Below are 25,275 nucleotides of genomic sequence, written 5' to 3'. Positions count from 1 at the left end.
GATCATGCAAGGGAGCGGCATGTGAACCGGCGATGTCTTTACCGGTACATTGCGTTCAGCCCAGGGAAGCACGGTATTCTGCCGCTGCTTCCTCTCCTGTTGTCGAGGATCACGCAGATTATATGAAGCCGATTTTTAGCAGGGGGCCTTCCCTGCAGTTGCGTCTTTTTCTGGCGGTCATTGTGGCAATTGCCATCATCATCGCCGACAGCCGTGTCGGGTCTTTCACCCAAATACGCAACTATCTGGATACGTCGGTCAGCCCGTTTTACTTCCTGGCCAATGGGCCACGTCAGCTGCTGGATGGCGTGTCAGAGTCGCTGGCGTCCCGTCAGCAGCTGGAGCAGGAAAATAAAGCCTTACGTCGCGAGCTCTTCCTGAAAAACAGTAACCTGCTAATGCTGGGGCAATATAAGCAGGAAAACGCACGTCTGCGTGAACTGCTGGGTTCACCGCTGCGCCAGGATGAGCAAAAGATGGTGACGCAGGTCATTTCGACCGGCACCGATCCTTACACGGATCAGGTCGTGATCGACAAAGGCAGCGTTAACGGCGTCTATGAAGGGCAGCCGGTGATCAGTGATAAAGGCGTGGTCGGTCAGGTCATTGCAGTCGGACAGCTCACCAGTCGCGTGCTGCTGATCTGCGATGCCTCACATGCTCTGCCGATTCAGGTTCTGCGTAATGACATTCGTGTGATTGCGGCGGGTAACGGCTGTACCGAAGATCTCCAGCTTGAGCATCTGCCAGGCAATACGGATATCCGGGTCGGCGATGTGCTGGTCACGTCTGGCATCGGCGGGCGTTTCCCTGAAGGGTATCCGGTCGGGGTGGTTTCCTCGGTGAAAGTGGATACGCAGCGTGCTTACACGGTGATTCAGGCTCATCCGACCGCCGGCTTGCAGCGTCTGCGCTACCTGCTGCTGTTATGGGGTGCCGATCGCAATGGCGATATGCCGTTGCCGCAGGATGAAGTTCATCGCGTAGCGAATGAGCGTCTGATGCAGATGATGCCGCAGGTCTTACCGCCTGCGGGGGAAATGGGACCGCCTGCGCCTGCCACGCAGATGGGGCCGCCTGCACCGTCAACCAGCAGCAGTGGGCAGAGCGGTACCTCGCGTTCACGCGGGGGCCAGCCTTGAGTCGATATCGCAGCCAGGGACGTTGGGTCATCTGGCTCTCATTCCTGGTGGCGCTCGTTCTGCAGATCATGCCGTGGCCGGATGATATTTACATGTTCCGGCCTTCATGGCTGCTATTGATTCTGATCTACTGGGTGCTTGCTCTGCCGCATCGGGTCAATGTCGGCACCGGTTTCGTGCTGGGTACCATCATGGACCTCATCGCGGGCTCCACGCTCGGTGTGCGGGCGCTGGCGCTCAGTATCATCGCCTACCTGATTGCTTTTAAGTTTCAGCTATTCCGCAACCTGGCATTATGGCAGCAGGCGCTGATGGTAATGGTCCTGTCGCTGGCGATGGATGTGATTGTCTTCTGGGCGGAATTCCTGGTAATCAACGTTTCATTCCGACCTGAAATTTTCTGGAGCAGTGTTGTCGACGGTATTCTCTGGCCCTGGCTATTCTTGTTAATGAGAAAAATTCGTCGTCAGTTCGCTGTCCAATAAGGAAATTTATGGTATCCCTCTATCTTGCTTCCGGTTCACCGCGTCGTCGTGAGCTGCTGACTCAGCTTGGCCTGACATTCGAACGCATCGTGACTGATGTTGAGGAGCAGCGTCAGCCCGGTGAAGCGGCGGCGATCTATGTCCGCCGTCTTGCTAATGACAAAGCGCAGGCGGGCGTCAGACTGGCCGCACAGGATCTGCCTGTACTGGGTGCGGATACAATCGTGATACTGAATGGCGAGGTGCTGGAAAAACCGCGCGATGCCGCCGATGCACACGCGATGCTGCGCAAACTTTCCGGACAGACGCATCAGGTGATGACCGCTGTGGCGCTGGCCGACCGTCAGCAGACGCTGGATTGTGTTGTGACAACGGATGTGACTTTCCGCACCTTAACCGGAAGCGACATCGACGACTACATCGCGACCGGCGAACCGATGGATAAAGCGGGCGCGTACGGTATTCAGGGCAGGGGAGGAAACTTTGTCCGTAAAATTAATGGAAGTTATCACGCAGTGGTGGGACTGCCTCTGGTGGAAACGGCAGAGCTGATCAGCCATTTCCAGTCACTGCGTGCCGTAAGGGGTCAACATGACGGCTGAATTACTGATTAACGTCACGCCTTCTGAAACGCGTGTCGCCTATATCGACGGCGGCATCCTTCAGGAGATACACATTGAGCGTGAAGCGCGGCGCGGCATTGTTGGCAATATCTATAAAGGCCGTGTAAGCCGTGTTCTGCCGGGTATGCAGGCTGCCTTTGTTGATATCGGTCTGGAAAAAGCGGCGTTTCTGCATGCTTCGGACATCATGCCACACACGGAATGTGTGGCAGGCGATGAAAAGAAAAACTTTATCGTGCGCGACATCGCCGAACTGGTACGCCAGGGCCAGGACCTGGTAGTACAGGTCGTTAAGGATCCGCTCGGCACTAAAGGTGCCCGTCTGACGACAGATATTACGCTGCCCTCGCGTTACCTGGTCTTTATGCCCGGCGCGTCGCACGTAGGAGTTTCTCAGCGTATCGAAAGCGAAAAAGAGCGCGACCGGCTTAAAGCGGTGGTGGCGGACTATTGCGATCATCTGGGTGGCTTTATTATCCGTACGGCAGCAGAAGGGATTGGCGAAGAGGAGCTGGCACAGGATGCCGCTTTTCTTAAACGTCTGTGGACCAAAGTCAGTGAGCGTAAAAAGCGCAATCAGACCCGCTGTCTGCTTTACGGCGAGCTGGCGCTGGCCCAGCGTATTCTGCGCGATTTTGCCGGTGCCGCGCTGGACCGGATCCGGGTAGACTCGCGTCTGACCTGTGACATGCTGGTGGAATTTACCGGTGAATATATTCCGGAGATGGCCGGTAAACTGGAGCTCTACAACGGCAAACAGCCTATTTTTGACCTGTTTGACGTCGAAAATGAGATTCAGCGCTCGCTGGATCGCAAAGTTGAACTAAAGTCAGGCGGATATCTGATCATCGATCAGACCGAAGCGATGACGACGATAGATATCAATACCGGTGCCTTTGTCGGACATCGCAATCTGGATGAGACAATATTTAACACCAACGTTGAAGCCACTCAGGCGATTGCGCGCCAGCTGCGACTGCGCAATCTGGGCGGCATTATCATTATCGACTTCATTGATATGAGCAACGAAGACCATCGTCGGCGGGTCCTGCATTCGCTGGAGAGCGCACTCAGTAAAGACCGGGTCAAAACCGGCATCCACGGTTTCTCTGCGCTGGGACTGGTAGAGATGACGCGTAAGCGAACCCGTGAAAGCATCGAGCATGTGCTGTGTCAGGATTGCCCGGTCTGCAAAGGACGCGGTACGCTGAAAACGGTTGAAACCGTCTGCTACGAAATCATGCGTGAAATTGTCAGAGTCCATCACGCCTACGATTCTGACCGTTTTCTGGTCTATGTCTCACCGACGGTCGGTGAGGCGTTGAAAACCGATGAGTCACATGCGCTGGCCGAAGTGGAAATCTTTGTCGGCAAGCAGGTTAAAGTGCATGTCGAAGCGCTCTACACGCAGGAGCAGTTCGACGTCGTTATGATGTAATGTCAGCCCGGGCGTCGGGCTGACTCAACGCCCTTGTTGGAGATAAAATGCGTGCGGGCGCTTTTATCTTAAAACGATCGGGTACACGAACCATCTATCCATCGTTTACGGAACACAAGGAGAGGCGTGAGTGAGGCAGTTGCCGAGGATTTTGTTACTGCTGGTCGCGACAATCATTGTGATTGTTGCGCTGCTGGTCAGCGGAATGCGTCTGGTCATGCCGCATCTCGACAGCTATCGCAGCAACCTTCTGCAATTCATCTCAGACCGCAGCGGGGTGCCGGTCGATGCCAGCCAGCTTCAGGGCAAATGGGAAAGTTTCGGCCCGACCCTGCAGGTGCGCGATCTCCGTGTCGATCTGCACGACACGGGCAGACTTTCCATCAGGCGCATCAATCTCGCACTCGACGTCTGGCAATCTCTGCTGCACTGGCGCTGGCAGTTCCGCGATCTCACCTTCTGGCAGCTCCATCTCGACAGCAATCGTCCACTGTTGGATAACGACAAAGAGAAAAACAGTTTCCGTCCGGCGCAGATCAACGAACTCTTCCTGCGTCAGTTTGACCACTTTGATCTGCGTGACAGCACCATCCGTTTCCGGACCCCCTCCGGTCAGCACGCTGAGCTGGCAATCCCCCGGCTGACCTGGCTCAACGAAGATAATCGCCACCGGGCCGAGGGCGAAGTCAGCCTGTCGAGCTTTACCGGCCAGCATGGCGTGGTTCAGGTGCGGCTCGACCTCAATGACAGTAATGGTCTGCTGAACGATGGCCGGATCTGGATGCAGGCCGACGACGTGGATATGCGGCCGTGGCTGGGCCGCTGGATGCGTGATAATACCCGTCTGGACAGTGCCCGGTTCAGCCTGGCGGCCTGGGTGAACCTGCGCGATGGCGACATCTACGCGGGCGATCTGCTGTTACGTCAGGGCGGCGCCAGCTGGCAGGGCGAAACCGGCCAGCATCAGATAACGGTTGACGGACTCACCGCGCATCTGTCCCGCTTCCAGAATGGCTGGGTGGTTAATGTGCCGCAGACCCGCCTCAGTACCGACAACCAGCCCTGGCCCGCAGGCCACTTTTCGCTGTTATGGCGTCCTGAAGACAAGCAGCTGCTGGGCACCGCGAGTCAGGCGGAAGTCCGCGTGCGCGCCACGCAGCTGGTGCTGAAACACATTGCGCCGATCGTTCCGCTGTTCGCGCCGCTCTCTCCGGCACTGTTTGAGAACTGGCAGGCGCTGCAGCCGCAGGGCACCGTCGAGGGTCTGGCGCTGGATATCCCGCTGCAGCAGCCTGAACAAACCCGCATGCAGGTGAAGTGGCATGATTTCAGCTGGCAGCACTGGAAGCTGCTGCCGGGCATCAGCCACCTCAACGGCGAGGCGCGCGGCAGTCTGACTAATGGGCAGGTCAGCGTCGATATGGGCGCGGCGACCGTTCCCTATGGCGACATGTTTCAGGCCCCGCTGGAGATTAAAGGGGTAACCGGTGCGCTGCGCTGGCTGCGTGATGAGCATGGGCTGACGCTGGCGGGCGAAAATCTGGATCTGCAGGCGCGTTCACTCCACGCGCGCGGTGATTTCCGTTACCAGCAGAATAGCGGGGGCGAGCCCCGTCTGGATATTCTGGCCGGTATACGGGTGACGGATGCGGGTGATGCCTGGCGCTACTTCCCGGTTCCGCTAATGGGCAACGGCCTGACGCACTATCTGAGCGGGGCCGTAAAAGGCGGTAAAGTTGATAACGCCACGCTGCTGTTTGCCGGGAATCCGGCGCTGTTCCCGTTTAAGCACAATGACGGCATGTTCCAGGTCTGGGTGCCGCTGCGCCAGGCGACCTACGCGTTTCAGCCGAAATGGCCCGCGATCAGTCATCTCGATATCGATCTCAACTTCCTGAATGATGGCCTGTGGATGAACGCGCCGGTGGCCAGGCTGGGCGAGGTGGAGGCGCGCAACGTCAGTGCGGTGATCCCGGACTATCTTAAAGAGAAGCTGATTATCGATGGCGATATCAGCGGGCAGGGTCCGCAGGTCGCCGGTTACTTCCAGCAGACCCCGCTGAAACCCTCTCTGGGTGCCGCGCTGGAGCAGCTGCAAATCAGCGGGCGGGTCGGCGGTCATCTGAACCTGGATATCCCGCTGGATGGCAGGCAGGTGCATGCCCGGGGCAACGTCGACCTGAAAGATAACGCGCTGTTTATCAAACCCTTAAAAACCACAATTGACCATCTCTCCGGCCGCTTCCGCTATGACAACGGCAATCTGGTCAGCGACGATTTGCGCGCGACGTGGTTTGGGCAGCCGATGGGCGTACGTTTCAGCACCCAGGAGAACCCGGATGACTTCGGCGTCGACGTCAGCCTTCAGGGCGACTGGCAACCCGCTAAAATCCGCGAGATCCCGGCCGCCGTCAGCAGACAGCTGGGCGGACATCTGCCGTGGCAGGGTAAAGTCGGTATCACGTTACCGCATCAGGGCGGCGCGCGGTATGACGTCGCGCTGAACGGAAATGCAAAAGAAGTAAGCAGTCGCTTACCTGCGCCACTGGAAAAACAGGCGGGTGAGTCGATGCCTGTGGCCATTCAGGCCAGTGGCGACCTGCACCATTTCGATCTCAGCGGCAGCATCAATGGCAGCCAGCGTTTTAACAGCCGCTGGCTGCTGGAGCCGACGCTGCGGGTGGATCGCGGCATCTGGCTGAATGATGCACACAAAACCCCGGCACTGCCTGAACACACGGGGATGGTGCTGAATCTGCCCGCGCTGAATGGCGAAGCCTGGGTGGCGATGCTGGCCGCCGGAGATTCCGCTGGCGGACGGCAGTCGGGCAACGGTGATTTCCAGACCGGCGGCGTCACGCTGCCTGGCAACGTCACCCTGCGCAGCCCGGCGGTCACCCTGGGCGGACAGCAATGGCATGATGTCGATGCGACGCTGGCACAGCGTGCGGGCGGCAGGAGTCAGGTTAGCGTTAATGCGAAAGAGCTGCGCGGCAGACTGACCATGGCCCCTGCGTCACCCTGGCAGGTCAGCCTGGATTATCTTTATTACAATCCGCAGTGGGAGAACGGGAAGCACGAAGGCGGCACAGGGTCTTCTCAGCAGGCCACGCAGATCAACTTCAGTCAGTGGCCTGCTCTGCAGCTCTTCTGCAAAGAGTGCTGGGTACTCGGCCAGAAATATGGCCAGGTCTCCGCGATGCTTCAGCCACGCGGAGATACGTTAGTGCTTACTAACGGCAAGGTGGATACCGGCAGTTCACAGCTGAAAATCGACGGCGAGTGGGTCAATCGTCCGGGCGATCAGCGCACCTCACTGAAAGGCACGCTGAAAGGGCCGAATATCAATAACGCGACCAACTGGTTTGGCATGAATACACCACTGCGCGATGCGCCTTTTAACATCGCCTATGATTTACACTGGAAATCAGCGCCGTGGCAGCCTGCCGCAGAGACCCTGAGCGGCACCCTGAAGACCCACTTCGGCAAAGGTCAGATTGCGGATGTGAACACCGGCACGGCGGGGAAAATCCTGCGTCTGGTGAGCTTTGATGCGCTGTTACGCAAGCTGCGTTTTGACTTCAGCGACACCTTCACCAACGCCTTCTACTTTGATTCCATCAACGGTACGGCATGGATCGAAAACGGCGTCATGCGCACCGACAATCTGCTGGTGGATGGACTGGAAGCCGATATCGCAATGCAGGGTAAACTCGACCTGGTGAAGCGCCAGATAGATATGCAAGCGGTTGTCGCACCTGAGATATCCGCCTCGGTCGGCGTGGCAACGGCGTTTGCTATTAACCCGGTGATTGGTGCGGCCGTCTTTGCGGCCAGTAAAGTACTGGGGCCACTGTGGAATAAGATCTCTCTGCTGCGTTATCACATCAGCGGCCCGCTGGATAAACCAGAAATTAACGAAGTGCTGCGGAAACCGCGTGAAACGGATAACAAGTGAATTTGACGCCGTACCGGAATTACCGCAGGCTATGATTATCTGAGCACATAATGAGTGAGAAACGATGACTCTGAACCTGGTAAGTGAGCAGTTACTGACTGCAAACGGCATTAATCAGCAGGACCTATTTTCCCTGTTAGGGCAGCTTTCAGAACGTCGTCTGGATTATGCCGATCTCTATTTTCAGTCCAGCTTTCACGAATCCTGGGTGCTGGAAGATAAAATCATTAAAGATGGCTCATACCATATCGATCAGGGTGTGGGCGTGCGCGCGGTCAGCGGTGAGAAAACCGGCTTCGCCTATGCGGACCAGATTACGCTGAATGCGCTGCGTCTCTCGTCTGATGCGGCACGCAGCATCGTGCGGGAACAGGGCAATGGCAAAGCTCACACGCTCTCAGCCGTGATGAACCGCTCGCTTTACCCGGCGGTCGACCCGCTGAGCAGCCTGACGCGGGAAGAGAAAATTGCCCTGCTGCATCGCGTTGATAAAGTGGCCCGTGCCGAAGACCCGCGCGTGCAGGAGGTGAATGCCAGCCTGACCGGCGTCTACGAGCAGGTGCTGGTGGCGGCGACCGACGGCACGCTGGCCGCCGATGTGCGACCACTGGTACGCCTTTCTGTCAGCGTTCAGGTAGAAGATCAGGGTAAGCGTGAGCGCGGCGCAAGCGGCGGTGGCGCCCGAACCGGCTATGCGTTTTTCCTGGCGGATGAAAACGGTGAAGTCCGCGCTGACGCCTGGGCGCGGGAAGCGGTACGCATGGCGCTGGTCAATCTCTCTGCGGTCGCCGCGCCAGCCGGTGCCCTGCCAGTGGTGCTGGGGGCCGGCTGGCCTGGCGTCCTGCTGCATGAAGCGGTCGGTCACGGCCTGGAAGGCGACTTCAACCGTCGTGGTACCTCCGTTTTCAGCGGTAAAATCGGTCAGCAGGTCGCGTCCGAGCTTTGTACAGTGGTTGATGATGGCACCCTGGAAGGCCTGCGCGGATCGCTGGCAGTCGATGATGAAGGTGTGCCGGGTCAGTACAATATGCTGATCGAGAATGGTGTGCTGAAAGGCTACATGCAGGATAAGCTGAATGCGCGACTGATGGGCGTGAGCCCGACCGGTAACGGCCGTCGGGAATCTTATGCGCACCTGCCGATGCCGCGTATGACCAACACTTATATGCTGGCGGGTAAATCCTCACCGCAGGATATTATCGAAAGCGTGGATTATGGCATCTATGCGCCGAATTTTGGCGGCGGCCAGGTCGATATCACTTCCGGTAAATTTGTCTTCTCAACTTCTGAGGCCTATCTGATCGAGAACGGCAAAATCACCAAACCGGTTAAGGGCGCCACGCTGATTGGCTCCGGTATCGAAGCGATGCAGCAGATCTCGATGGTGGGTAATGATCTGGCGCTGGACAAAGGCGTCGGCGTCTGCGGCAAAGAGGGGCAGAGCCTGCCGGTCGGCGTTGGTCAGCCGACCCTGAAACTGGATAAACTGACCATCGGCGGCACCGCCTGATGTGACCTTGACAACCCGCCGCCCGGCGGGTTGTCAGCTTTTACGGTGCTGCTGATACTGTTCAGCCACCTGCTCAAAATAGCCAGTCAGATAATCGATACAGACCTGCACCTTCAGCGGTAACTTATCTTTCTCGGTGTAAAGCGCATAAACCGGACGCGGATCGGACTGATACTGCGGAAACAGAATATCAATCTTACCTGCGGTGATCTCATCGATAACCCACATCATCGGGACATAGGCGATGCCATTACCCGACTTCAGCCAGCGCAGCAGCGTCAGCGAATCGTTGGTGACAAAGCGCCCCTGTGGTGCCAGACGGGTCACTAATCCTTCCGGTGCAATCAGCTCGAAGTTGTTGTCGGGCCGCACGCTATATTCCAGCCAGGAAAAATTGTCGATGTCACCCGGTTTCTCCGGCGTACCGTGTTGCGCCAGATAGCTTTTGGCGGCGCAGACCACCATTGGCATCGCGCCAAGACGGCGTGAAAAGAGGCTGGAATCCTTCAGCGCGCCGACGCGAATCACCAGATCCAGACCGTCGGCAATCAGATCCGGTGCCGGCACGCCGGTCACCAGGTTCACGCTCAGCCCCGGATACTCCCGCAGCATCTCGCTGGTCATGCCGGCTAACACGTTTTGCGCCATGGTCGAGGAGCTGCCAATTCGCAGTACACCAATCGGTGTATTGTTAAACGCATAGAGCTGTTCATGCACCTGTGTCGCTTCCGCCAGCATCCGGCGGCAGCCCTGATAGTAGATTTTGCCCGCCTCAGTCAGCCCGATACTGCGGGTACTGCGATTCAGCAGCTTGACCTGCAGGGCATCCTCCAGTCTGGCGACGATCTGGCTGATTGAGGAGACACTCAGATGAAGCTGACGCGCCGCGGCGGTGAACGAACCCAGTTCGACCACCCGGGCAAAAACGGACATACCTTTCAGTCGTTCCATTATTTACTCTGGCTTAAAAGTGATTTAGATCACATTCTGTAGAAAATGGTTAGTAATGCACGTTATTATAAGCGGGCCGGGGTATTTTCCGGTGATTCTTCATTGCCTGATACCCCTCGATGATACGCTATTATTAAGCCAGCTGCGGTTCAGATAGCGCTGGCAGAGGGGTTTCCTGTGGCATCTGCAGAAGGCAAAGGCGTCTCCCGGCAAGGTCGAACTAAGGATTTCTGATGAGTGTGCTTCCGGTATTTGTCATGTTTGGGCTCTCTTTCCCGCCCGTTTTCATCGAACTTATTATTTCACTTATGCTGTTCTGGTTAGTGAAACGCGTGCTGACGCCGAGCGGCATCTACGATCTTGTCTGGCATCCGGCACTTTTTAATACAGCGCTTTACTGCTGTGTGTTTTACCTTGTCTCCCGTTTATTAGTCTGAGGTTTAAGTGAAAGCACTCATAAGAAAAATCGCGCGTTACGCGATTACGCTCCTGCTGGTCATCATCGCAGTGGTTATCATCTTTCGTGCCTGGGTCTTCTATACCGAATCCCCCTGGACGCGTGATGCACGTTTTGCAGCTGACGTAGTGGCGATCTCGCCTGATGTCACCGGCCTGATCACCGATGTTCCGGTGCACGATAACCAGCTGGTGAAGAAGGGCGATACGCTGTTTGTGGTGGATCGGCCGCGCTATCAGAAGGCGCTGGCACAGGCTCAGGCGGATGTTGAATATTACCAGGCTCTGGTCAGCGAGAAACGTCGCGAAGCCGGACGTCGTAATCAGCTTGGTACCTCCGCAATGTCGCGCGAAGCGATTGAACAATCCAATAACGATCTGCAAACCAGCGAACATCAGCTGGCGAAGTCGATGGCGACTCGCGATCTGGCGGAGATCGATCTGGAGCGCACCACCATCAAAGCCCCGTCCGATGGCTGGGTCACCAACCTGAATGTCTATCAGGGCGAGTTCATCACCCGGGGTTCCGTGGCGGTGGCGCTGGTTCAGCAGCACTCCTTCTATGTGCTCGCTTATCTGGAAGAAACTAAACTCCACGGCGTGGAGAAGGGCTTCCGCGCCGAGGTGACCCCGCTCGGCAGCAACGTCGTACTGCGCGGCACCGTCGACAGCGTGGCTGCCGGCGTCACCAACAGCAGCAGCTCGGTTGACAGCAAAGGGATGGCGACGGTGGACTCCAACCTGGAGTGGGTCCGTCTGGCACAGCGTGTGCCGGTACGCATCCGGCTGGATCAGCAGCCCGGCAACCGCTTCCCGGCAGGCACCACGGCGACGGTGGTGATCACCGGGCCGGGTGACCGCCAGCCCGAACAGGTTTCCCCGCTGGTCCGTCTGCTGAATCGCCTGCGTGAGTTTGGTTAAGAGGGCGATATGATCGAGTTCCTGCGGTTCCCGGTAAAGCTCACCTTCGCGCTGGTTTTAGCGCTGATGGTGGGTTTCCACCTTAACCTCGAAACGCCACGCTGGGCGGTGATGACCGCCGGGATTGTGGCGGGCGGCACCGCCTTCGCTGCCGGTGGCGACCCCTATTCAGGGGCGCTACGCTACCGCGGTGTTTTGCGTATTATCGGGACCTTTATCGGCTGTATCGCCGCGCTGACTATTATGATCGCCACTGTCCGTGCGCCGGTCGTGATGCTGCTGCTGTGCTGCATCTGGGCAGGACTCTGCGTCTGGCTCTCCTCGCTGATCAAAGTTGAAAACTCATACGCGCTGGGTCTCGCGGGCTACACCGCGCTCATTATCGTCGTGACGGCGAACGCCAGCGGCGGGCTGACGCTGGTGCCACAGTATGCGGTCGAGCGCTGCAGTGAGATTGTGCTCGGCATCCTGTGCGCCATCCTGGCCGATATGATCTTCTCGCCCCGTTCGATCAAAAAAGTGATCGATGCGGAGGTCGATTCGCTGCTGGTGGCGCACTATCAGCTGCTGCAGCTCTGCGTAGCGCACGGTGACAAAGAGGAGGTCGATAAAGCCTGGAGCGCGCTGGTCCGGCGCACCACCGCCCTTAACAGCATGCGCAGCCAGCTGATGATGGAGTCGTCACGCTGGAAGAACAGTCACCGTCGGCTGCAGATGCTGAATACCCTGTCGCTGACCCTGATTACTCAGGCAGCCGAAACCTTTCTGATCCAGAACTCTCGCCCTGACTACATCCCGCCTCAGTATCGTTTGATGGTTGAGAAGCCCGCTACAACGGTGGAGGAGGTGCACAAGCGGATGAAGGTGATGCGGCGGGTGATGCGGGCCAGAGATAAAACGGCCCCGGTGACGCTGAGCAGCTGGGTGGGTGCCGCAACGGAATATCTGCTGCTGCTGAAAGGCATCCGAAGTAACAGCCGGATCACGTCGCTGGAGGAGGAGATTTTGCAGCGCGAGGTGGTGATTCAGGCGCGTTCTGCTGAAACGCACCACGCGATGATCAACGGAGTCCGCACTTTCGTGGCGACCGCGCTGGGTTCGCTGTTCTGGCTCTACACCGGCTGGACCTCCGGCAGCGGCTGCATGGTCATGCTGGCGGTGATCACCGCGCTGGCGATGCGTATGCCAAATCCGCTGATGATGGCGAAAGACTTCCTCTACGGCATGACAGTGGCGGTTCCGCTGGGGGCGCTCTACTTTATGTATGTTCTGCCCGCCACGCAGCAGAGCGCGCTGTTGCTCTGCATTGCCATCGGGCTGCTGGGTTTTATTGGCGGAATCTTTATTCAGCGGCGTCAGCTCGGCACGCTGGGGGCACTGATTGGTACGCTCAACGTACTGGTACTCGATAATCCCATGCAGTTCCACATCAACGTCTTTCTCGATAACGTGCTTGGCCAGGTCATCGGCTGCTTCGTGGCGATGATGGTGATCCTGCTGATCCGCGATAAATCGAAAGCGCGCACGGGCCGCAAACTGCTGAACCGCTTTATGTACGCGGCGGTGTCGGCGATGACCACTAATCAGGCGCGCCGGCGTGAAAACCATTTACCGGCGCTCTATCAGCAACTGTTTCTGCTGCTGAACCTGTTTCCCGGTGATATCAACAAATACCGTATCGCCCTGACGCTGATCATCGGTCATCAGCGGTTGCGGGACGCGGAAGTGCCGGTCAATGCTGATCTTTCGGCATATCACCGGCAACTGCGCTACACCGCAGATCGGGTCATCTCCGCCAGCAGCGATGACAAGCGTCGTTACTACTTTACACGGCTGCTAAAAGAGCTGGAGGTCTATCAGGAAAAACTGGCCCATTACGAGGCGCCTGAAAGCGTTACGGAGCCGGTCAAACGGCTGGCGCTCATGCTCGATAAATACCAGAACACCCTCATCCAGATCTGAATCCGGCCGCTGCCACCGGCAGCGGCCTGCCCAATCCCCGTCCGTCATAAAACCTGTCGCGTTTGCCAACTATACTCTTCATACGGAAGCGTAAAACTGACAGGAGCATATCAATGAAATCACTGCAAGAGAGCGAGCTGTTCCGGACCGGCTATTTAGCTGATGGCCAGTGGCATCAGGCGGCCTCCACCTTCGATGTCACTAATCCGGCGACTGGCGAAGTGATTGCGCAGGTGGCAAAAGCAGGCAAAGCAGAAACGGAACAGGCTATTGCCGCCGCTAAGCGCGCTTTTCCCGCCTGGCGGGCGCTCACTGCAAAAGCGCGCTCAGAGATTCTCATGCGCTGGTACCAGCTGATTATTGAAAACAAGCGCTGGCTGGGTGAGCTGATGACCACGGAGCAGGGCAAACCGGTGAAAGAGGCGGAAGGGGAAGTTGAATATGCCGCCAGCTTTATTCAGTGGTTTGCCGAGCAGGCGAAACGGGCTAACGGTGAGATCATTCCGCCCGCCAAACCAGGCTCCCGTATTCTGGCTACCCGCGAACCGATTGGCGTGGTGGCAGCCATTACGCCGTGGAACTTCCCGATGGCGATGCTGACCCGCAAACTGGGGCCAGCCCTGGCTGCAGGCTGCACCGGCATCATTAAGCCCGCCAATAACACGCCGCTCTCCGCTTTTGCGCTGCTGGCGCTGGCGAAACAGGCGGGTGTACCTGATGGAGTACTGAATGCAGTAGCCGGTGACACCCATGCCATCAGCGACGCGATCATGGCCAGCAGCGAGGTGCGCAAAATCTCGTTCACCGGTTCGACGCAGGTTGGCAAACTGCTGATGCGCAATGCCGCTGAAACCATGAAAAAAGTGTCGATGGAGCTGGGCGGCAATGCACCCTATATCGTGTTTGAGGATGCTGACATTGATGCCGCCGTAAAGGGCGCGATCGCCAACAAATTTCGTAACGCAGGCCAGGTGTGCGTCAGCGTGAACCGCTTTTACATTCACAATGCGGTCTATGATCGTTTCACGCAGCAACTTGCGGCTGAAGTGAACAAGCTGAAGGTCGGCAACGGCATGGATGAGGGCGTGATTGTTGGTCCCCTGATCGAAGCCTCGGCGGTGGAAAAGGTGGAGCAGCACGTCAAAGACGCCGTTGCAAAAGGTGGCAAATTACTGGCGGGGGGCGGACGGCACGCGCTGGGCGGCAATTTCTGGCAACCCACGGTGATTGCCGAAGCCCACGAAGAGATGCAGCTTGCGCAGGAGGAGACGTTTGGCCCGGTGGCGGCCTGTTTCCGCTTTGATGATGAAAAGGATGTCATCCGCCGCGCTAACGCCACGCCGTTTGGTCTGGCCGCCTACTTCTACACCCAGAATCTGCAGCGGGTGTTCCGCGTTTCAGCGGCGCTGGAGAGTGGCATGATCGGCATTAACGAATGTGCCGTTTCGACCGAACTGGCGCCCTTTGGCGGCGTGAAAGAGTCGGGACTGGGCCGTGAAGGGTCGGTGCTGGGGATGGAAGAGTATCTGGAGGTCAAAGCGCTGCACCTGGGCGGTTTGAGCTAACGGAGAGGAACGGGCGGCTGAGGCCGCCCGCAGACGGAGCATGGGAGCGGTCAGCATGAAAATCGAGCGTTTTGATTTTAATGAAATTGTCGATCAGGCCCATTTTTTCCGGCAGTTCAGCGAGCGATTTGCGCTGGAAGAGCGCCGCATCTGCGATCTGGATGGATTATGGGATGTGGTGACAGGCGATCTGTTACCCATGCCGCTGGAGATTGAATTTGTCAATCTGGGCAGAGGGCAACGACGGCGTTATGGCGCGCTGATTTTGTTGTTCGATGAAGCGGAAGAAGAGCTGGAAGGGCAGCTTTACTTTAACGTCAGATAAAAAAAGGCCCCGGAGAGCGGGGCCAAAGGGTTCGTCATCTGTCTGACGAGGAATTACTTATAAAGCTGAGCGGTGATGTGGTAGTTATCACCAGTGCGTGCCTCGATAACTTTATAGGCGCTGGCACCCTGCGCATCGGCTTTCTGAGAAAGCTCAGCACGGTAATCCATTGGCGCACCCGCCGTACCACTGATGGTTACAGTTCCCGCAGGCTGCAGACTTTGTGTCTGGTCGCCGGTTACCAGCTGAGCGGCAGAAGCGCCGAACGCCATAACGGAAAGCAGGCTGACTGTCGCGATGGTTGTTTTGATATTCATGTTCATCTCCTCAATAGGGTCAACAACCTGCGGTTAATCGTAAAGGCGGGTCGTCGATATTTTTAACGCCGTTCTGGCGTCATCATAGTCGGTTATTTATAGAGTTCAGCGGTGATATGCCAGGTGTTATCCTGGTTGTTTTCGATGATGCGATAGTGGCCAGCACCCTGGGCATCCGCTTTCTCTGACAGCACCTGACGTACGTGCGTCTGGTCGCCATTGCGGCCGCTGATGCTGATGGTCTGGTTCATCGACTGCAACCCCTGAGCTTCCTGATTGGTCACCAGGCTGGCAGCGCCAGCACCCATTGAAATCAGGGAAAGGCCAAGGGTGGCGATAGCTAATTTCATTTTCATGATTCACTCTCCTGCAATATCTGTTTCTGTCTCTGCTCTCCGGTGCGGCTGTGCGCATCTGACAGAGAGCGGCAGGCTAAACCAGGCTGCGTTTTAGTTATAAAGCGCGGCGGTGGCGTGATAGTTGCCGTTGTTATAAGCCTCGATCACACGATAGGCTTTTGCGCCCTGCTGATCGGCTTTGTCACTCAGCTGCTGACGGATATCCATCGGTGAACCCGCGACGCCGCTGACGCTGATGGTGCCTGCGGGCTGAAGATTCTGCGCCTGAGCAGCATCAATAGATTCTGCTGCTACAGCACCAAATGAAAGCGCAGAAAGGATGCTCAGGGTGGCGATAGTAGTTTTAACGTTCATAGATATTTCCTCGTCTTCTGTTTTTATCTTTCTGGTTTGTGTGATTTGGATCACGAAAAGAAGTATAGAACTAATAACGAGAGAAATTAATACCCCGCTAATAATGTTTTCTTGTGATACTTTATCGTTATGGCTACTTTTAATAACTCAACGTTATAAAAAACGTTTAAAAAATAGCCTTTATGCTGCTTTTAATTGCAAAAACAGTGATATAAATCACTTTAACTTTTAGTGCGAAATGCAGTGGAGTTTCAGGCTGGGGTTTGATCTGGATCCGGGCGATGGCGCCGTATTAATGATGTAGAGCAGCGTAAAATAGCGCAGAAAGTGAAGAAGAGGACGATTATCGCTTAGCGGCACAATGGCTGATGTGGACGCCTGCGCGCGGACGGGCGGTTATCTGAAGAGCCATTGTCAGGCGAAAGACGCTGACGGCCCGGTCTGTACCGGAAGCCGTCAGTCTGCCCTCAAAGCTCCTGCTCAAACAGGTTGAGAATGGCGCTGTGCAGTTGCTTAACGGTGAAGTCGCGCGCACGGGTAATGAAAATTGTATCATCACCGGCAATGGTTCCCAGAATCCCTTCTGATTTACCCAGTGAATCCAGCAGGCGGGCTATCAGCTGTGCGGCGCCCGGGCTGGTATGGATCACCACCAGCGCATCGTTGTAATCGATATCCAGTACCAGGTTTTTCAGTGGGCTGGTGGTGGTTGGTACGCCCAGTTCTGCCGGCAGGCAATAAACCATCTCCATTTTAGCATTGCGCGTACGCACGGCACCAAACTTAGTCAGCATGCGAGAGACTTTGGACTGATTGATATTTTCAAAGCCTTCATCCTGCAGCGCCTGAACAATTTCGCCCTGGGAACTGAATTTTTCTTCTTTTAATAAGGCTTTGAAAGCCTTAATCAGATCGTCTTGTTTCGATGGGTTTCGCATAGGTTACCAGTGTAGAGAGAAAATAACCGCGCACCCGCCCGCGGCAGAGTGGTGATTATGCATTTAAATGAATTTTTATGCAATCGTTCAATGGGTAAGCAAAGGTCAGGCGGCTGGCGGGCGGCGATAATAGCAAATAAATTCGCTCAGACCAAAACCCCCGTCACAGCCGCAAAAAGCGAAGGTTGCAAAGTTGTTATATTATTGGTGGTGTAGTAACGGAAAATGCACGCAGCCGTTCTCTGTCTGACGACGGCAAAGTTGTCGGTCATTCAGGCGTCATGATAAGTAACTTTTGAATCCGGAGATTAAGTGCAAAAGCACGTAGAATTAACAGCGGATAATTATCATTGCCTGAGCAGTTGATTAAGGTCTGACACAGATAGAATTTCGGCCCATCTCTGCCCCACCTTAATAAGGAGTTAAGAATGAAAGTTGCCGTTCTCGGTGCCGCTGGCGGCATAGGCCAGGCGCTCGCACTTCTGCTCAAAACCCAGCTTCCTGCAGGTTCAGAACTCTCACTGTATGACATCGCGCCGGTTACACCTGGCGTTGCCGTTGACCTCAGTCATATTCCGACTGCCGTGTCTGTTCAGGGATTCAGCGGTGAAGATGCCACACCGGCCTTACGGGGCGCGGATGTGGTTCTTATCTCCGCTGGCGTTGCCCGTAAGCCCGGTATGGATCGCGCAGATCTGTTCAATGTGAATGCCGGTATCGTTCGTAACCTGATTGACCAGGTGGCAACGACTGCGCCTGAGGCGTTAATTGGCATCATTACCAATCCGGTCAATACCACAGTAGCCATTGCAGCAGAAGTACTGAAAAAGCACGGCGTGTATGACAAAAATCGTCTGTTCGGTGTCACAACGCTGGACATCATCCGCGCTAACACCTTTGTTGCGGCGCTGAAGGGCAAGCAACCTGATCAGGTTGAAGTCCCGGTCATTGGCGGTCATTCTGGCGTAACGATTCTGCCGCTGTTATCCCAGGTTAATGGCGTCAGCTTTAGCGATCAGGAGGTTGCCGATTTAACCAGGCGAATTCAGAACGCAGGAACTGAAGTAGTGGAAGCCAAAGCGGGTGGCGGATCGGCGACGTTGTCGATGGGCCAGGCTGCGGCACGTTTTGGTCTGTCTCTGGTACGTGCGCTGAAAGGTGAGCCAGATGTAGTGGAGTGTGCTTATGTGGAAGGGGATGGCGAACATGCACGCTTCTTCTCACAGCCGCTGCTACTGGGGAAAAAGGGTATTGCAGAGCGCAGGCCGATTGGCACGCTTAGCGCGTATGAACAGCAGGCGCTCTCCGGCATGCTGGAGACGCTGAAGAAAGATATTGCTCAGGGTGAAGCGTTCGTTAAGCAGTAACGCATCGTACAGAATGAAAACGCCCGACTCAGCCGGGCGTTTTGCCTTACAGACCGCCAGATTTATAGGCGCGGGCAGCTGGCGTACCGTTGCTGGCAGGCAGCTTCTTACCCAGGGTTTCCATCCGCATCTGGAAAGGCGGGAACGGCATTTCAATACCGTGCTGATCGAATCCACTCAGAATCAGCTGATGCAGCTCATGGCGCAGCGGCATCCGATGCCCCATTTCTGCGGCATGCACGCGCAGCTCAAACAGCTGAATACCCTGCTGCAGATCCACGAGAAAGGCTTCCGGTTGTGGCGTATCCAGCACATAGCTACAGCGTTCAGCCGCCTGTATCAGAATGGTGGTAACCTGCTCGCTGCTGACTTTGGCTGGGGCCGGAATAGTCAGTACCACACGCGTGACAGAATCGGACAGCGACCAGTTAATAAACTGCTCGGTGATAAAAGCTTTATTCGGCACGATAATCTCTTTGCGGTCCCAGTCGGTAATGGTAGTCGCGCGGGTATTAATCCGGGTGATACTGCCGGTCAGGTCCCGAATCGTCACGGTATCGCCGATGCGGATCGGCTTTTCAAACAGGATGATCAGACCAGAGATAAAGTTGGCAAAAATCTCCTGCAGACCAAACCCCAGTCCTACACCAAGCGCCGCAACCAGCCACTGCAGCTTTGACCACTCAATCCCGATCATCGAGAACCCGATCAGACCGCCAACCAGCAGCAACAGGTATTTGGTCAGGGTAGTGATGGCATAGCCTGTGCCGGGTGTCAGATTAAGATGCTGCAGCAGCGCCAGTTCGAGGAGCGCAGGCATATTGCGCACCAGCTGGGTGGTGATAATAAACACCAGAATGGCGATGAGCACCGCGCCAAGGGTGATCGGCTGAATCGACTCCACCCCCTGTACAGAAGTACTGACATCCCATAGCTGAATATTCTCCAGGAAGCCGAAGGCGGAGTGGATTTCCGACCAGAGCACAATGACAGAAACCAGGGCGATTAGCGTCAGGATAGAACGCACCAACCGCAATGACTGGGCGCTGATCGCATCCAGATCGATGACCGGCTCTTCGATTTCGATCGCGTCTGTGTTCTGAGTGCCTTGCTCTTTCTCTTCTTCGCTGCGGGCCCGGTTGGCTAGCATGTCGGCACGACGCTGTCGGGCCCGGTCAAAGCCCAGCCGGCGCCGCTGAATCAGCATCCAGCGACGGATGATGTAATAGATGACCAGCAGCAGGAACCAGATGGCGACAGAGGTTTCAAGACGCGCCAGCAGTGCCTGCGCGGTCGCCAGATACCCCACGGCAGAGGCAAGCGCTGCCATCAGCGGCATAGCGATCATCAGATTCCACAACATCCGATTCACGATGTTCTCGCCATTCCCCTCTTTATCGAGATAGAGCGGAATGCCGGAACGCTTCAGGCTTACCGTGACAATACTGATTGCGCCACAGATCAGAATGAAGCAGAGACGGCCCAGAGACGCGGAGAACTGGCGATCTTCCAGATTACCTAAAGCAATGAGTAACATGATCAGCGGCACAATCAGGCCGATGCTCAGCGAGTAGTAGCGCATGGCGCGCGCCACCCGGTTCTGCGGCCAGCGGAAATGGACAATAAACAGGCCGTTAGGGCGGGCAAAGGCGGCGCTGATCATAAAGACCCACAGCAGGGGCAGTGTGGCGGTAATGCCATCACCAATCGCCACGGCGATAGGGTAGGGCCAGGCGTTCTGCAGGCCATAACCCAGCGCCCCCCACAACACCGGCAGCGGCAGCGCCACCAGAATCGACCAGAACACCGTCCTGATGGTCAGGCGGAAGCGATCCTGTGTGACCTTCCCCACTTTGCTGGCGGAGCGCGCAAGAAACGCATTAAAGTGACGGCGTGAACTGATGCTGAAGCCGACCAGCAGCAGGGCGCCAATAATGGGCAGCACTGAATGGCGGCTGGTAAACATCATTGCCATCGCTTTGCCAAGCTGACCCAGGGTATCCAGCGACAGCAGGCGGGAAAGATCTTTCGCCAGATCCAGCGGATAACTCAGGCTAATCGGGCTGACATCGGCGGTCCAGAACAGGTAGCGGTGGGTCGCATCTTTGACCTCAGTTAGCGCATCCTGCAGCTGGGTATTACCGACTTTCAGTTTGGTGATCTCCAGGATCAGCGTATCGCAGCCGGAAATCAGGGAGTTAAGCAGCTCACGCTGGGTGCGGAGCTGAGCATCAAGAATACGTTTCTGATCGGCCGTGTAGGCCTGGCCATCAGCCTGGTGTCCTTTGCGCAGAGCCTCCTGGCGTTCCAGCAGATCTTCGTAATAGAGACGCTGCACGCGAAGCTGCGCCATCTCATTGTCAATCTGCTGAGATTTTGGCATTTCCGGCAGACGCGCGACCTGGGCCCGCAGCGCCTCCCCCAGCAGATTCGAGGCACCCAGCCACTGTGATTGTTCGCGCAGGGTAGAGAGCGCCTGACGGACCTGAATAATCTGGTTAGTGGCAAGACGCTGCTGCGACGCCACCAGATCCATGCGCTGCGCCTGCTGATTCAGAGCACCAGAGAGTTCGCGGTTGACCCGGAACTGATCGCTGATCGCTGGCGGCAGATCGCCACTGTTTTCGGCCAGCTGTTCGGTGCGCGCCAGCGCCACTTCCGCCTCACGCTGCCGTTGATCGTTAAGCTGATTGCGCAGCGCCTGCAGATAGTTATCCAGCTGAGTTGCTTTTCGCTGATGGGCTTCCGCCCGCATCCGCGCCAGCTCCTGGCGGTTATTGGCCGAGAGCTGCGCGAGTTCAAGTTCATCGACGCGTGCTTTATCGGCGGCGTTTTCTGCCTGGCGGGCCGCCAGTTGCAGCTGACCCTGAGGCGACGTACTGCTGACACCCTGTAACCGGCGTTCACTTTCCGTCATCGCCCGGCGGGCGTCAGTCTGCTGCTGGGGCAGCTGAGATAAGGAGTCACTGATTTCCCGCGCCCGATCCTGCTCCTGCCGCGCCTGCCGGCCCTCTTCCAGCAACTGACTGCTGACCTGCAGGATCTCCTGATCCAGCTCGGCGCTGCTCATGTTGCTGCGTACCGTTTTCCCGCTGTCGCTCAGTGCCGCAATCTGCTGGCGCAGCTCACGCGCCAGACGCGGAAAGTCATCAATAACCTGCTGGTATTGCGCGGCGCGCTCCAGAGATTCATCGCGTTCAGAGAGAAAATTCAGGGCAGCTTCGATCGTCTGGATCTGCTCCGCCTGCGTCGGGGAGCTTTTCGCTGATTTGATCTCTTCCAGCTGCTGTTTCAGCTGGCTGGCGTCAGGAAGGCTGGCCGCAGAGGCCGGGCTGCTGAGCCAGAGGCTCAGCAGCAGGAGGAGAATGGGGCGCACAGGACTCTCACTTTAGTCTGTGGTGACGTCAGATATGTCTGTGGCAACCGGCAGCGCAATCGCCAGCGGCTGGCCGAGACGGGTTTTGCTTTCCGCTTCCAGACTTTCCGCCAGTTTGACGCGGCCCGGCGCAAACAGGTTGATCACGGTTGAGCCGAGTTTAAAACGGCCCATCTCCTGACCTTTCAGCAGGACGACCGCGCCTTCATCTTCGGCTGCCGGATAGTGCCAGCGTTTAATCACCCCTTCACGCGGTGGTGTGATGGTACCCGCCCAAACGGTTTCGATGCTGCCAACGATGGTGGCACCCACCAGGATCTGCACCATCGGGCCAATATCGGTTTCAAAGTAACAGATCACGCGCTCATTGCGGGCAAACAGGTTCGGAATATTACGTGCGGTCAGCGGATTAACCGAGTAGAGATCGCCAGGCACATAGATCATCTCACGCAGAATGCCGTTGCACGGCATGTGGACACGGTGATAATCACGCGGGGCCAGATAGGTAGTGACAAACTCACCCTCCACAAAGCGGGCGGCCATGCGCTCATCGCCCGCCAGCAGCGCTTCCAGAGAGTAGTGATGACCTTTCGCCTGGAAAATCTGATCGCCATTAATATGACCGAGCTGGCTGATCGCGCCATCAGCGGGCAGGGCGATCAGGCTGGCGTCGGCATCGACCGGACGTGCGTCATCTTTGAGCGGACGCACGAAAAAGTCATTGAAGGTGCGGTAGCTGGCCGTGTCAGGCTTGCGTGCTTCCGCCATGTCAACCTTGTAAAACCAGACAAAGATGTCAATGACCAGTTTGGTCAACCAACCACCGCGGCGACTGGCGCCCCAACCGGCAAGTTCAGTCAGCCATTTCTTCGGGAGAATATGATTCAAGCCGAGTTTTAAACGATCAAACACCTTAGCCTCCTGGCTATTTATGACGTTACAAAAAAAGGGGGCGGATTGTAGCAGTGCCCCGTTCAGATCGCGACTATATACGATTTCCGGCACGCTGCACGTTCCTTGTGCACGACTGGAATACATTTCGCAAAATTCAGCGGCGAATGGCTGAGAGGCGGTTATACCGGTTAACTCTCACCGTCAGGGAAATTTTTACGCGTTTTTACCTGCGCCATGCTCTCCAGGATACGGTGGTAGTTATCGAAACGGGAACGGTTAATTTTTCCCTCATCGACCGCTTCACGAATAGCACAGCCCGGATCGCTGCCGTGCTTACAGTCGCGGAATTTACACGCACCCAGAAATGCACGGAATTCGACAAACCCACGGGTAACCTGTTCCGGCTCCAGATGCCATAAGCCGAACTCACGTACGCCCGGAGAGTCAATCACATCACCGCCGTGCGGGAAGTGATAGAGCCGTGAGGCCGTGGTAGTGTGCTGGCCTAGTCCTGAGCCATCGGAAACGTCGTTTGTCAGGATAGCGGACTGCTCATCCTTGTCGAAGCCGAGCAGGGCATTCAGCAGGCTCGATTTTCCCACACCTGACTGACCGGCAAAGATACTGATACGGTCAGTTAACGCCGCTTCCAGATCGGCCAGACCCTTTTTCGCCCGGCTGGAAACCATCACCACGCGATAGCCAATCTGGCGATAGATATCCATCTGCTGATTAACGCGAAGACGCGCCTCATCATCCAGCAGATCGGTTTTGTTCAGGACCAGCAGCGGCTCAATCTCCAGCGTTTCGCTGGCCACCAGGTAACGATCGATAATATTCAGTGACAGCTCCGGCAGGATGGCGGAGACGATAATAATCTGATCGATATTCGCTGCCATCGGCTTCACGCCGTCGTAAAAATCGGGACGGGTCAGGACGCTGGTGCGCTCATGCACCGCTTCGACGATACCCTTGCCGCCGCTGGTTGCCGGACGCCACAGTACCCGATCGCCCGTGACCAGCGAACGGATAGTCCGGCGGATGTTGCAGCGGTGGGTGACGCCTGCGCTATCCTCAACGTCAGCGTGCATGCCAAAACGGCTGACAACGACCCCATCTGCAGCTTCACCAAACAGGTTGTCATCCGCTTCCGGACGCTCTCTGCGCTGGTTGAGACGGCGATCGTGGTTTGCGCTTACGCGGCGTTGTTGGCCCTTTGACAGTTTATTTTTACTCACTCACCCTCACAGCGTTAGCCAGATTTCGCCCGGCTGGGCAAAACGTCTATGATACACCTTATTCATTGTGAATGACGACTATAGCAACCGCAGGAAACAGCATGGCTACTGGAAATGAACAGAATCTGATCTGGATTGATCTTGAGATGACCGGGCTTGATCCGACCCACGATCGCATTATTGAGATTGCGACCCTGGTGACTGACGCCAACCTGAACATTCTGGCGGAAGGGCCGGTCATAGCCGTTCATCAGTCGGATGAACAGCTTGCGCTGATGGATGAGTGGAATGTCCGGACCCACACCAATAGCGGTCTGGTGGCGCGGGTCAAAGAAAGTAAAATCGACGATCGCGCAGCGGAGCTGGCGACCATTGAATTTCTTAAACAGTGGGTGCCGGCCAATACCTCGCCAATCTGTGGCAACAGCATCGGGCAGGATCGCCGCTTCCTGTTTAAATATATGCCCGAGCTGGAAGCGTACTTCCACTATCGCTACCTGGATGTCAGTACGCTGAAAGAGCTGGCCCGTCGCTGGAAACCGGCGATTCTGCCAGGCTTCAAAAAAGGCGGCACACACCAGGCACTGGATGATATCCGTGAGTCCGTAGCGGAGCTGGCTTACTATCGCGAACACTTTTTGCAGCTTTAACCGGCAAGGGGTGCGCATGAAATCGCCACATTGACGATTTAATCGGCAAACGCGCAGAAAGCGAAAAATTTTGCTTTCAGACGCTTGCAGCAGAAACGATTTCTCGTATAATGCGCACCCCGTACCGGTGAAGAATTTTGTAACGGTACAGGGCGCGGGAATAGCTCAGTTGGTAGAGCACGACCTTGCCAAGGTCGGGGTCGCGAGTTCGAGTCTCGTTTCCCGCTCCAGATTTAAGCAGTACCCTCTTTGCGGGAATAGCTCAGTTGGTAGAGCACGACCTTGCCAAGGTCGGGGTCGCGAGTTCGAGTCTCGTTTCCCGCTCCAGTTTTATATAGCAGTGCCCTTCTTTATGCGGGAATAGCTCAGTTGGTAGAGCACGACCTTGCCAAGGTCGGGGTCGCGAGTTCGAGTCTCGTTTCCCGCTCCAGATTTAACATCCTCTC

General features: G+C 56.4%; 21 protein-coding genes and 3 tRNA genes. 16 read left to right on the top strand and 8 right to left on the bottom strand.

Annotated elements, in window-relative coordinates:
• Positions 1 to 122 precede the first annotated feature (122 nt).
• The 6 genes from mreC (at position 123) to tldD (ending at position 9,156) form a co-directional block, all read left to right on the top strand.
• A complete protein-coding gene (gene mreC, locus ACLHDD_RS13435; RefSeq protein WP_427104509.1) occupies positions 123 to 1,142 on the top strand; it encodes a rod shape-determining protein MreC in 1,020 nt (339 codons plus the stop codon).
• Positions 1,139 to 1,627, top strand: a complete 489-nt coding sequence (mreD, locus tag ACLHDD_RS13430) for a rod shape-determining protein MreD (RefSeq protein ID WP_427104508.1) — start codon at positions 1,139 to 1,141, stop codon at positions 1,625 to 1,627. The genes mreC and mreD overlap by 4 nt, the downstream gene beginning before the upstream one ends.
• 8 nt (positions 1,628 to 1,635) lie before the next feature.
• On the top strand, positions 1,636 to 2,229 hold the full coding sequence (locus tag ACLHDD_RS13425) for a Maf family protein (protein ID WP_427104507.1): 594 nt from the start codon (positions 1,636 to 1,638) through the stop codon (positions 2,227 to 2,229).
• A complete protein-coding gene (rng, locus tag ACLHDD_RS13420; RefSeq protein ID WP_313656317.1) occupies positions 2,219 to 3,688 on the top strand; it encodes a ribonuclease G in 1,470 nt (489 codons plus the stop codon). The genes ACLHDD_RS13425 and rng overlap by 11 nt, the downstream gene beginning before the upstream one ends.
• Before the next feature lie 130 nt (positions 3,689 to 3,818).
• Positions 3,819 to 7,646 (top strand): AsmA2 domain-containing protein YhdP, encoded by a 3,828-nt coding sequence (gene yhdP, locus ACLHDD_RS13415; RefSeq protein WP_427104506.1) that lies wholly within the window; start codon positions 3,819 to 3,821, stop codon positions 7,644 to 7,646.
• 64 nt (positions 7,647 to 7,710) lie between these two features.
• Positions 7,711 to 9,156, top strand: coding sequence for a metalloprotease TldD (tldD, locus tag ACLHDD_RS13410; protein ID WP_427104505.1), 1,446 nt, complete (start codon positions 7,711 to 7,713; stop codon positions 9,154 to 9,156).
• Positions 9,157 to 9,189: 33 nt separating this feature from the next.
• Here the strand turns inward: tldD and aaeR are convergent, their stop codons facing one another.
• Positions 9,190 to 10,107, bottom strand: coding sequence for an HTH-type transcriptional activator AaeR (aaeR, locus tag ACLHDD_RS13405; RefSeq protein WP_427104504.1), 918 nt, complete (start codon positions 10,105 to 10,107; stop codon positions 9,190 to 9,192).
• A 233-nt stretch (positions 10,108 to 10,340) separates the two neighbouring features.
• Between aaeR and aaeX the strand changes: the two genes are divergently transcribed.
• The 5 genes from aaeX to ACLHDD_RS13380 all read left to right on the top strand — a co-directional run bounded on the left by aaeX (position 10,341) and on the right by ACLHDD_RS13380 (position 15,336).
• Positions 10,341 to 10,544: a p-hydroxybenzoic acid efflux pump operon protein AaeX gene (aaeX, locus tag ACLHDD_RS13400; protein WP_003855277.1), complete on the top strand. Its 204-nt coding sequence runs from the start codon at positions 10,341 to 10,343 to the stop codon at positions 10,542 to 10,544.
• A 7-nt stretch (positions 10,545 to 10,551) separates the two neighbouring features.
• Complete coding sequence (aaeA, locus tag ACLHDD_RS13395; protein ID WP_427104503.1) at positions 10,552 to 11,484, top strand: p-hydroxybenzoic acid efflux pump subunit AaeA; 933 nt, start codon at positions 10,552 to 10,554, stop codon at positions 11,482 to 11,484.
• 9 nt (positions 11,485 to 11,493) lie between these two features.
• On the top strand, positions 11,494 to 13,446 hold the full coding sequence (aaeB, locus tag ACLHDD_RS13390) for a p-hydroxybenzoic acid efflux pump subunit AaeB (protein ID WP_427104502.1): 1,953 nt from the start codon (positions 11,494 to 11,496) through the stop codon (positions 13,444 to 13,446).
• A gap of 113 nt (positions 13,447 to 13,559) precedes the next feature.
• Positions 13,560 to 15,011: an NAD-dependent succinate-semialdehyde dehydrogenase gene (locus tag ACLHDD_RS13385; RefSeq protein WP_427104501.1), complete on the top strand. Its 1,452-nt coding sequence runs from the start codon at positions 13,560 to 13,562 to the stop codon at positions 15,009 to 15,011.
• 55 nt (positions 15,012 to 15,066) lie between these two features.
• Positions 15,067 to 15,336 carry a barstar family protein gene (locus ACLHDD_RS13380; RefSeq protein ID WP_427104500.1) on the top strand — a complete coding sequence of 90 codons (270 nt, stop codon included), beginning with the start codon at positions 15,067 to 15,069 and terminating at the stop codon, positions 15,334 to 15,336.
• A gap of 53 nt (positions 15,337 to 15,389) precedes the next feature.
• On the opposite strand, the gene yhcN (ACLHDD_RS13375) is transcribed toward ACLHDD_RS13380, so the two are convergent.
• The 4 genes from yhcN (ACLHDD_RS13375) to argR all read right to left on the bottom strand — a co-directional run bounded on the left by yhcN (ACLHDD_RS13375) (position 15,390) and on the right by argR (position 17,304).
• Positions 15,390 to 15,653, bottom strand: a complete 264-nt coding sequence (gene yhcN, locus ACLHDD_RS13375; RefSeq protein WP_427104499.1) for a peroxide/acid stress response protein YhcN — start codon at positions 15,651 to 15,653, stop codon at positions 15,390 to 15,392.
• Positions 15,654 to 15,745: 92 nt separating this feature from the next.
• Positions 15,746 to 16,009 (bottom strand): YdgH/BhsA/McbA-like domain containing protein, encoded by a 264-nt coding sequence (locus ACLHDD_RS13370; protein WP_427104498.1) that lies wholly within the window; start codon positions 16,007 to 16,009, stop codon positions 15,746 to 15,748.
• A gap of 93 nt (positions 16,010 to 16,102) precedes the next feature.
• Positions 16,103 to 16,366 carry a peroxide/acid stress response protein YhcN gene (gene yhcN / locus ACLHDD_RS13365; RefSeq protein WP_111139663.1) on the bottom strand — a complete coding sequence of 88 codons (264 nt, stop codon included), beginning with the start codon at positions 16,364 to 16,366 and terminating at the stop codon, positions 16,103 to 16,105.
• A 467-nt stretch (positions 16,367 to 16,833) separates the two neighbouring features.
• Positions 16,834 to 17,304, bottom strand: a complete 471-nt coding sequence (argR, locus tag ACLHDD_RS13360; protein WP_009087485.1) for a transcriptional regulator ArgR — start codon at positions 17,302 to 17,304, stop codon at positions 16,834 to 16,836.
• A gap of 428 nt (positions 17,305 to 17,732) precedes the next feature.
• On the opposite strand from argR, the gene mdh reads away from it, so the two are divergent.
• Entirely contained in the window at positions 17,733 to 18,671 is a 939-nt protein-coding gene (gene mdh / locus ACLHDD_RS13355; RefSeq protein ID WP_427104497.1) for a malate dehydrogenase, read from the top strand.
• A gap of 46 nt (positions 18,672 to 18,717) precedes the next feature.
• Here mdh and mscM read toward each other — a convergent pair whose 3' ends face one another.
• The 3 genes from mscM to rsgA all read right to left on the bottom strand — a co-directional run bounded on the left by mscM (position 18,718) and on the right by rsgA (position 24,179).
• Positions 18,718 to 22,047, bottom strand: coding sequence for a miniconductance mechanosensitive channel MscM (gene mscM, locus ACLHDD_RS13350; protein ID WP_427104496.1), 3,330 nt, complete (start codon positions 22,045 to 22,047; stop codon positions 18,718 to 18,720).
• A gap of 12 nt (positions 22,048 to 22,059) precedes the next feature.
• Positions 22,060 to 22,959, bottom strand: coding sequence for an archaetidylserine decarboxylase (gene asd, locus ACLHDD_RS13345; protein ID WP_427104495.1), 900 nt, complete (start codon positions 22,957 to 22,959; stop codon positions 22,060 to 22,062).
• 170 nt (positions 22,960 to 23,129) lie between these two features.
• On the bottom strand, positions 23,130 to 24,179 hold the full coding sequence (gene rsgA / locus ACLHDD_RS13340; protein WP_427104494.1) for a small ribosomal subunit biogenesis GTPase RsgA: 1,050 nt from the start codon (positions 24,177 to 24,179) through the stop codon (positions 23,130 to 23,132).
• Between the two features lie 101 nt (positions 24,180 to 24,280).
• On the opposite strand from rsgA, the gene orn reads away from it, so the two are divergent.
• The 4 genes from orn to ACLHDD_RS13320 all read left to right on the top strand — a co-directional run bounded on the left by orn (position 24,281) and on the right by ACLHDD_RS13320 (position 25,259).
• Positions 24,281 to 24,829: an oligoribonuclease gene (orn, locus tag ACLHDD_RS13335; protein WP_427104493.1), complete on the top strand. Its 549-nt coding sequence runs from the start codon at positions 24,281 to 24,283 to the stop codon at positions 24,827 to 24,829.
• A gap of 154 nt (positions 24,830 to 24,983) precedes the next feature.
• Positions 24,984 to 25,059, top strand: a tRNA-Gly gene (locus tag ACLHDD_RS13330).
• Between the two features lie 21 nt (positions 25,060 to 25,080).
• Positions 25,081 to 25,156, top strand: a tRNA-Gly gene (locus ACLHDD_RS13325).
• A 27-nt stretch (positions 25,157 to 25,183) separates the two neighbouring features.
• Positions 25,184 to 25,259 (top strand) — tRNA-Gly (locus ACLHDD_RS13320).
• Positions 25,260 to 25,275 lie beyond the last annotated feature (16 nt).

Source organism: Pantoea sp. NSTU24, assembly GCF_050157905.1.
Taxonomy (GTDB): Bacteria; Pseudomonadota; Gammaproteobacteria; order Enterobacterales; family Enterobacteriaceae; genus Pantoea.
The sequence above is the reverse complement of the archived record's forward strand: the minus strand, read 5'-3'. Positions and strand labels throughout refer to the sequence as shown.

What these genes read in the sequence shown, in the direction of transcription:
- mreC (WP_427104509.1), top strand. Translation starts at nt 123, where the DNA reads ATGAAGCCGATTTTTAGCAGGGGGCCTTCCCTGCAGTTGCGTCTTTTT.
- ACLHDD_RS13425 (WP_427104507.1), top strand. Translation starts at nt 1,636, where the DNA reads ATGGTATCCCTCTATCTTGCTTCCGGTTCACCGCGTCGTCGTGAGCTG.
- rng (WP_313656317.1), top strand. Translation starts at nt 2,219, where the DNA reads ATGACGGCTGAATTACTGATTAACGTCACGCCTTCTGAAACGCGTGTC.
- tldD (WP_427104505.1), top strand. Translation starts at nt 7,711, where the DNA reads ATGACTCTGAACCTGGTAAGTGAGCAGTTACTGACTGCAAACGGCATT.
- aaeR (WP_427104504.1), bottom strand. Translation starts at nt 10,107, where the DNA reads ATGGAACGACTGAAAGGTATGTCCGTTTTTGCCCGGGTGGTCGAACTG.
- aaeX (WP_003855277.1), top strand. Translation starts at nt 10,341, where the DNA reads ATGAGTGTGCTTCCGGTATTTGTCATGTTTGGGCTCTCTTTCCCGCCC.
- aaeB (WP_427104502.1), top strand. Translation starts at nt 11,494, where the DNA reads ATGATCGAGTTCCTGCGGTTCCCGGTAAAGCTCACCTTCGCGCTGGTT.
- ACLHDD_RS13385 (WP_427104501.1), top strand. Translation starts at nt 13,560, where the DNA reads ATGAAATCACTGCAAGAGAGCGAGCTGTTCCGGACCGGCTATTTAGCT.
- ACLHDD_RS13380 (WP_427104500.1), top strand. Translation starts at nt 15,067, where the DNA reads ATGAAAATCGAGCGTTTTGATTTTAATGAAATTGTCGATCAGGCCCAT.
- yhcN (WP_427104499.1), bottom strand. Translation starts at nt 15,653, where the DNA reads ATGAATATCAAAACAACCATCGCGACAGTCAGCCTGCTTTCCGTTATG.
- ACLHDD_RS13370 (WP_427104498.1), bottom strand. Translation starts at nt 16,009, where the DNA reads ATGAAAATGAAATTAGCTATCGCCACCCTTGGCCTTTCCCTGATTTCA.
- yhcN (WP_111139663.1), bottom strand. Translation starts at nt 16,366, where the DNA reads ATGAACGTTAAAACTACTATCGCCACCCTGAGCATCCTTTCTGCGCTT.
- argR (WP_009087485.1), bottom strand. Translation starts at nt 17,304, where the DNA reads ATGCGAAACCCATCGAAACAAGACGATCTGATTAAGGCTTTCAAAGCC.
- mdh (WP_427104497.1), top strand. Translation starts at nt 17,733, where the DNA reads ATGAAAGTTGCCGTTCTCGGTGCCGCTGGCGGCATAGGCCAGGCGCTC.
- orn (WP_427104493.1), top strand. Translation starts at nt 24,281, where the DNA reads ATGGCTACTGGAAATGAACAGAATCTGATCTGGATTGATCTTGAGATG.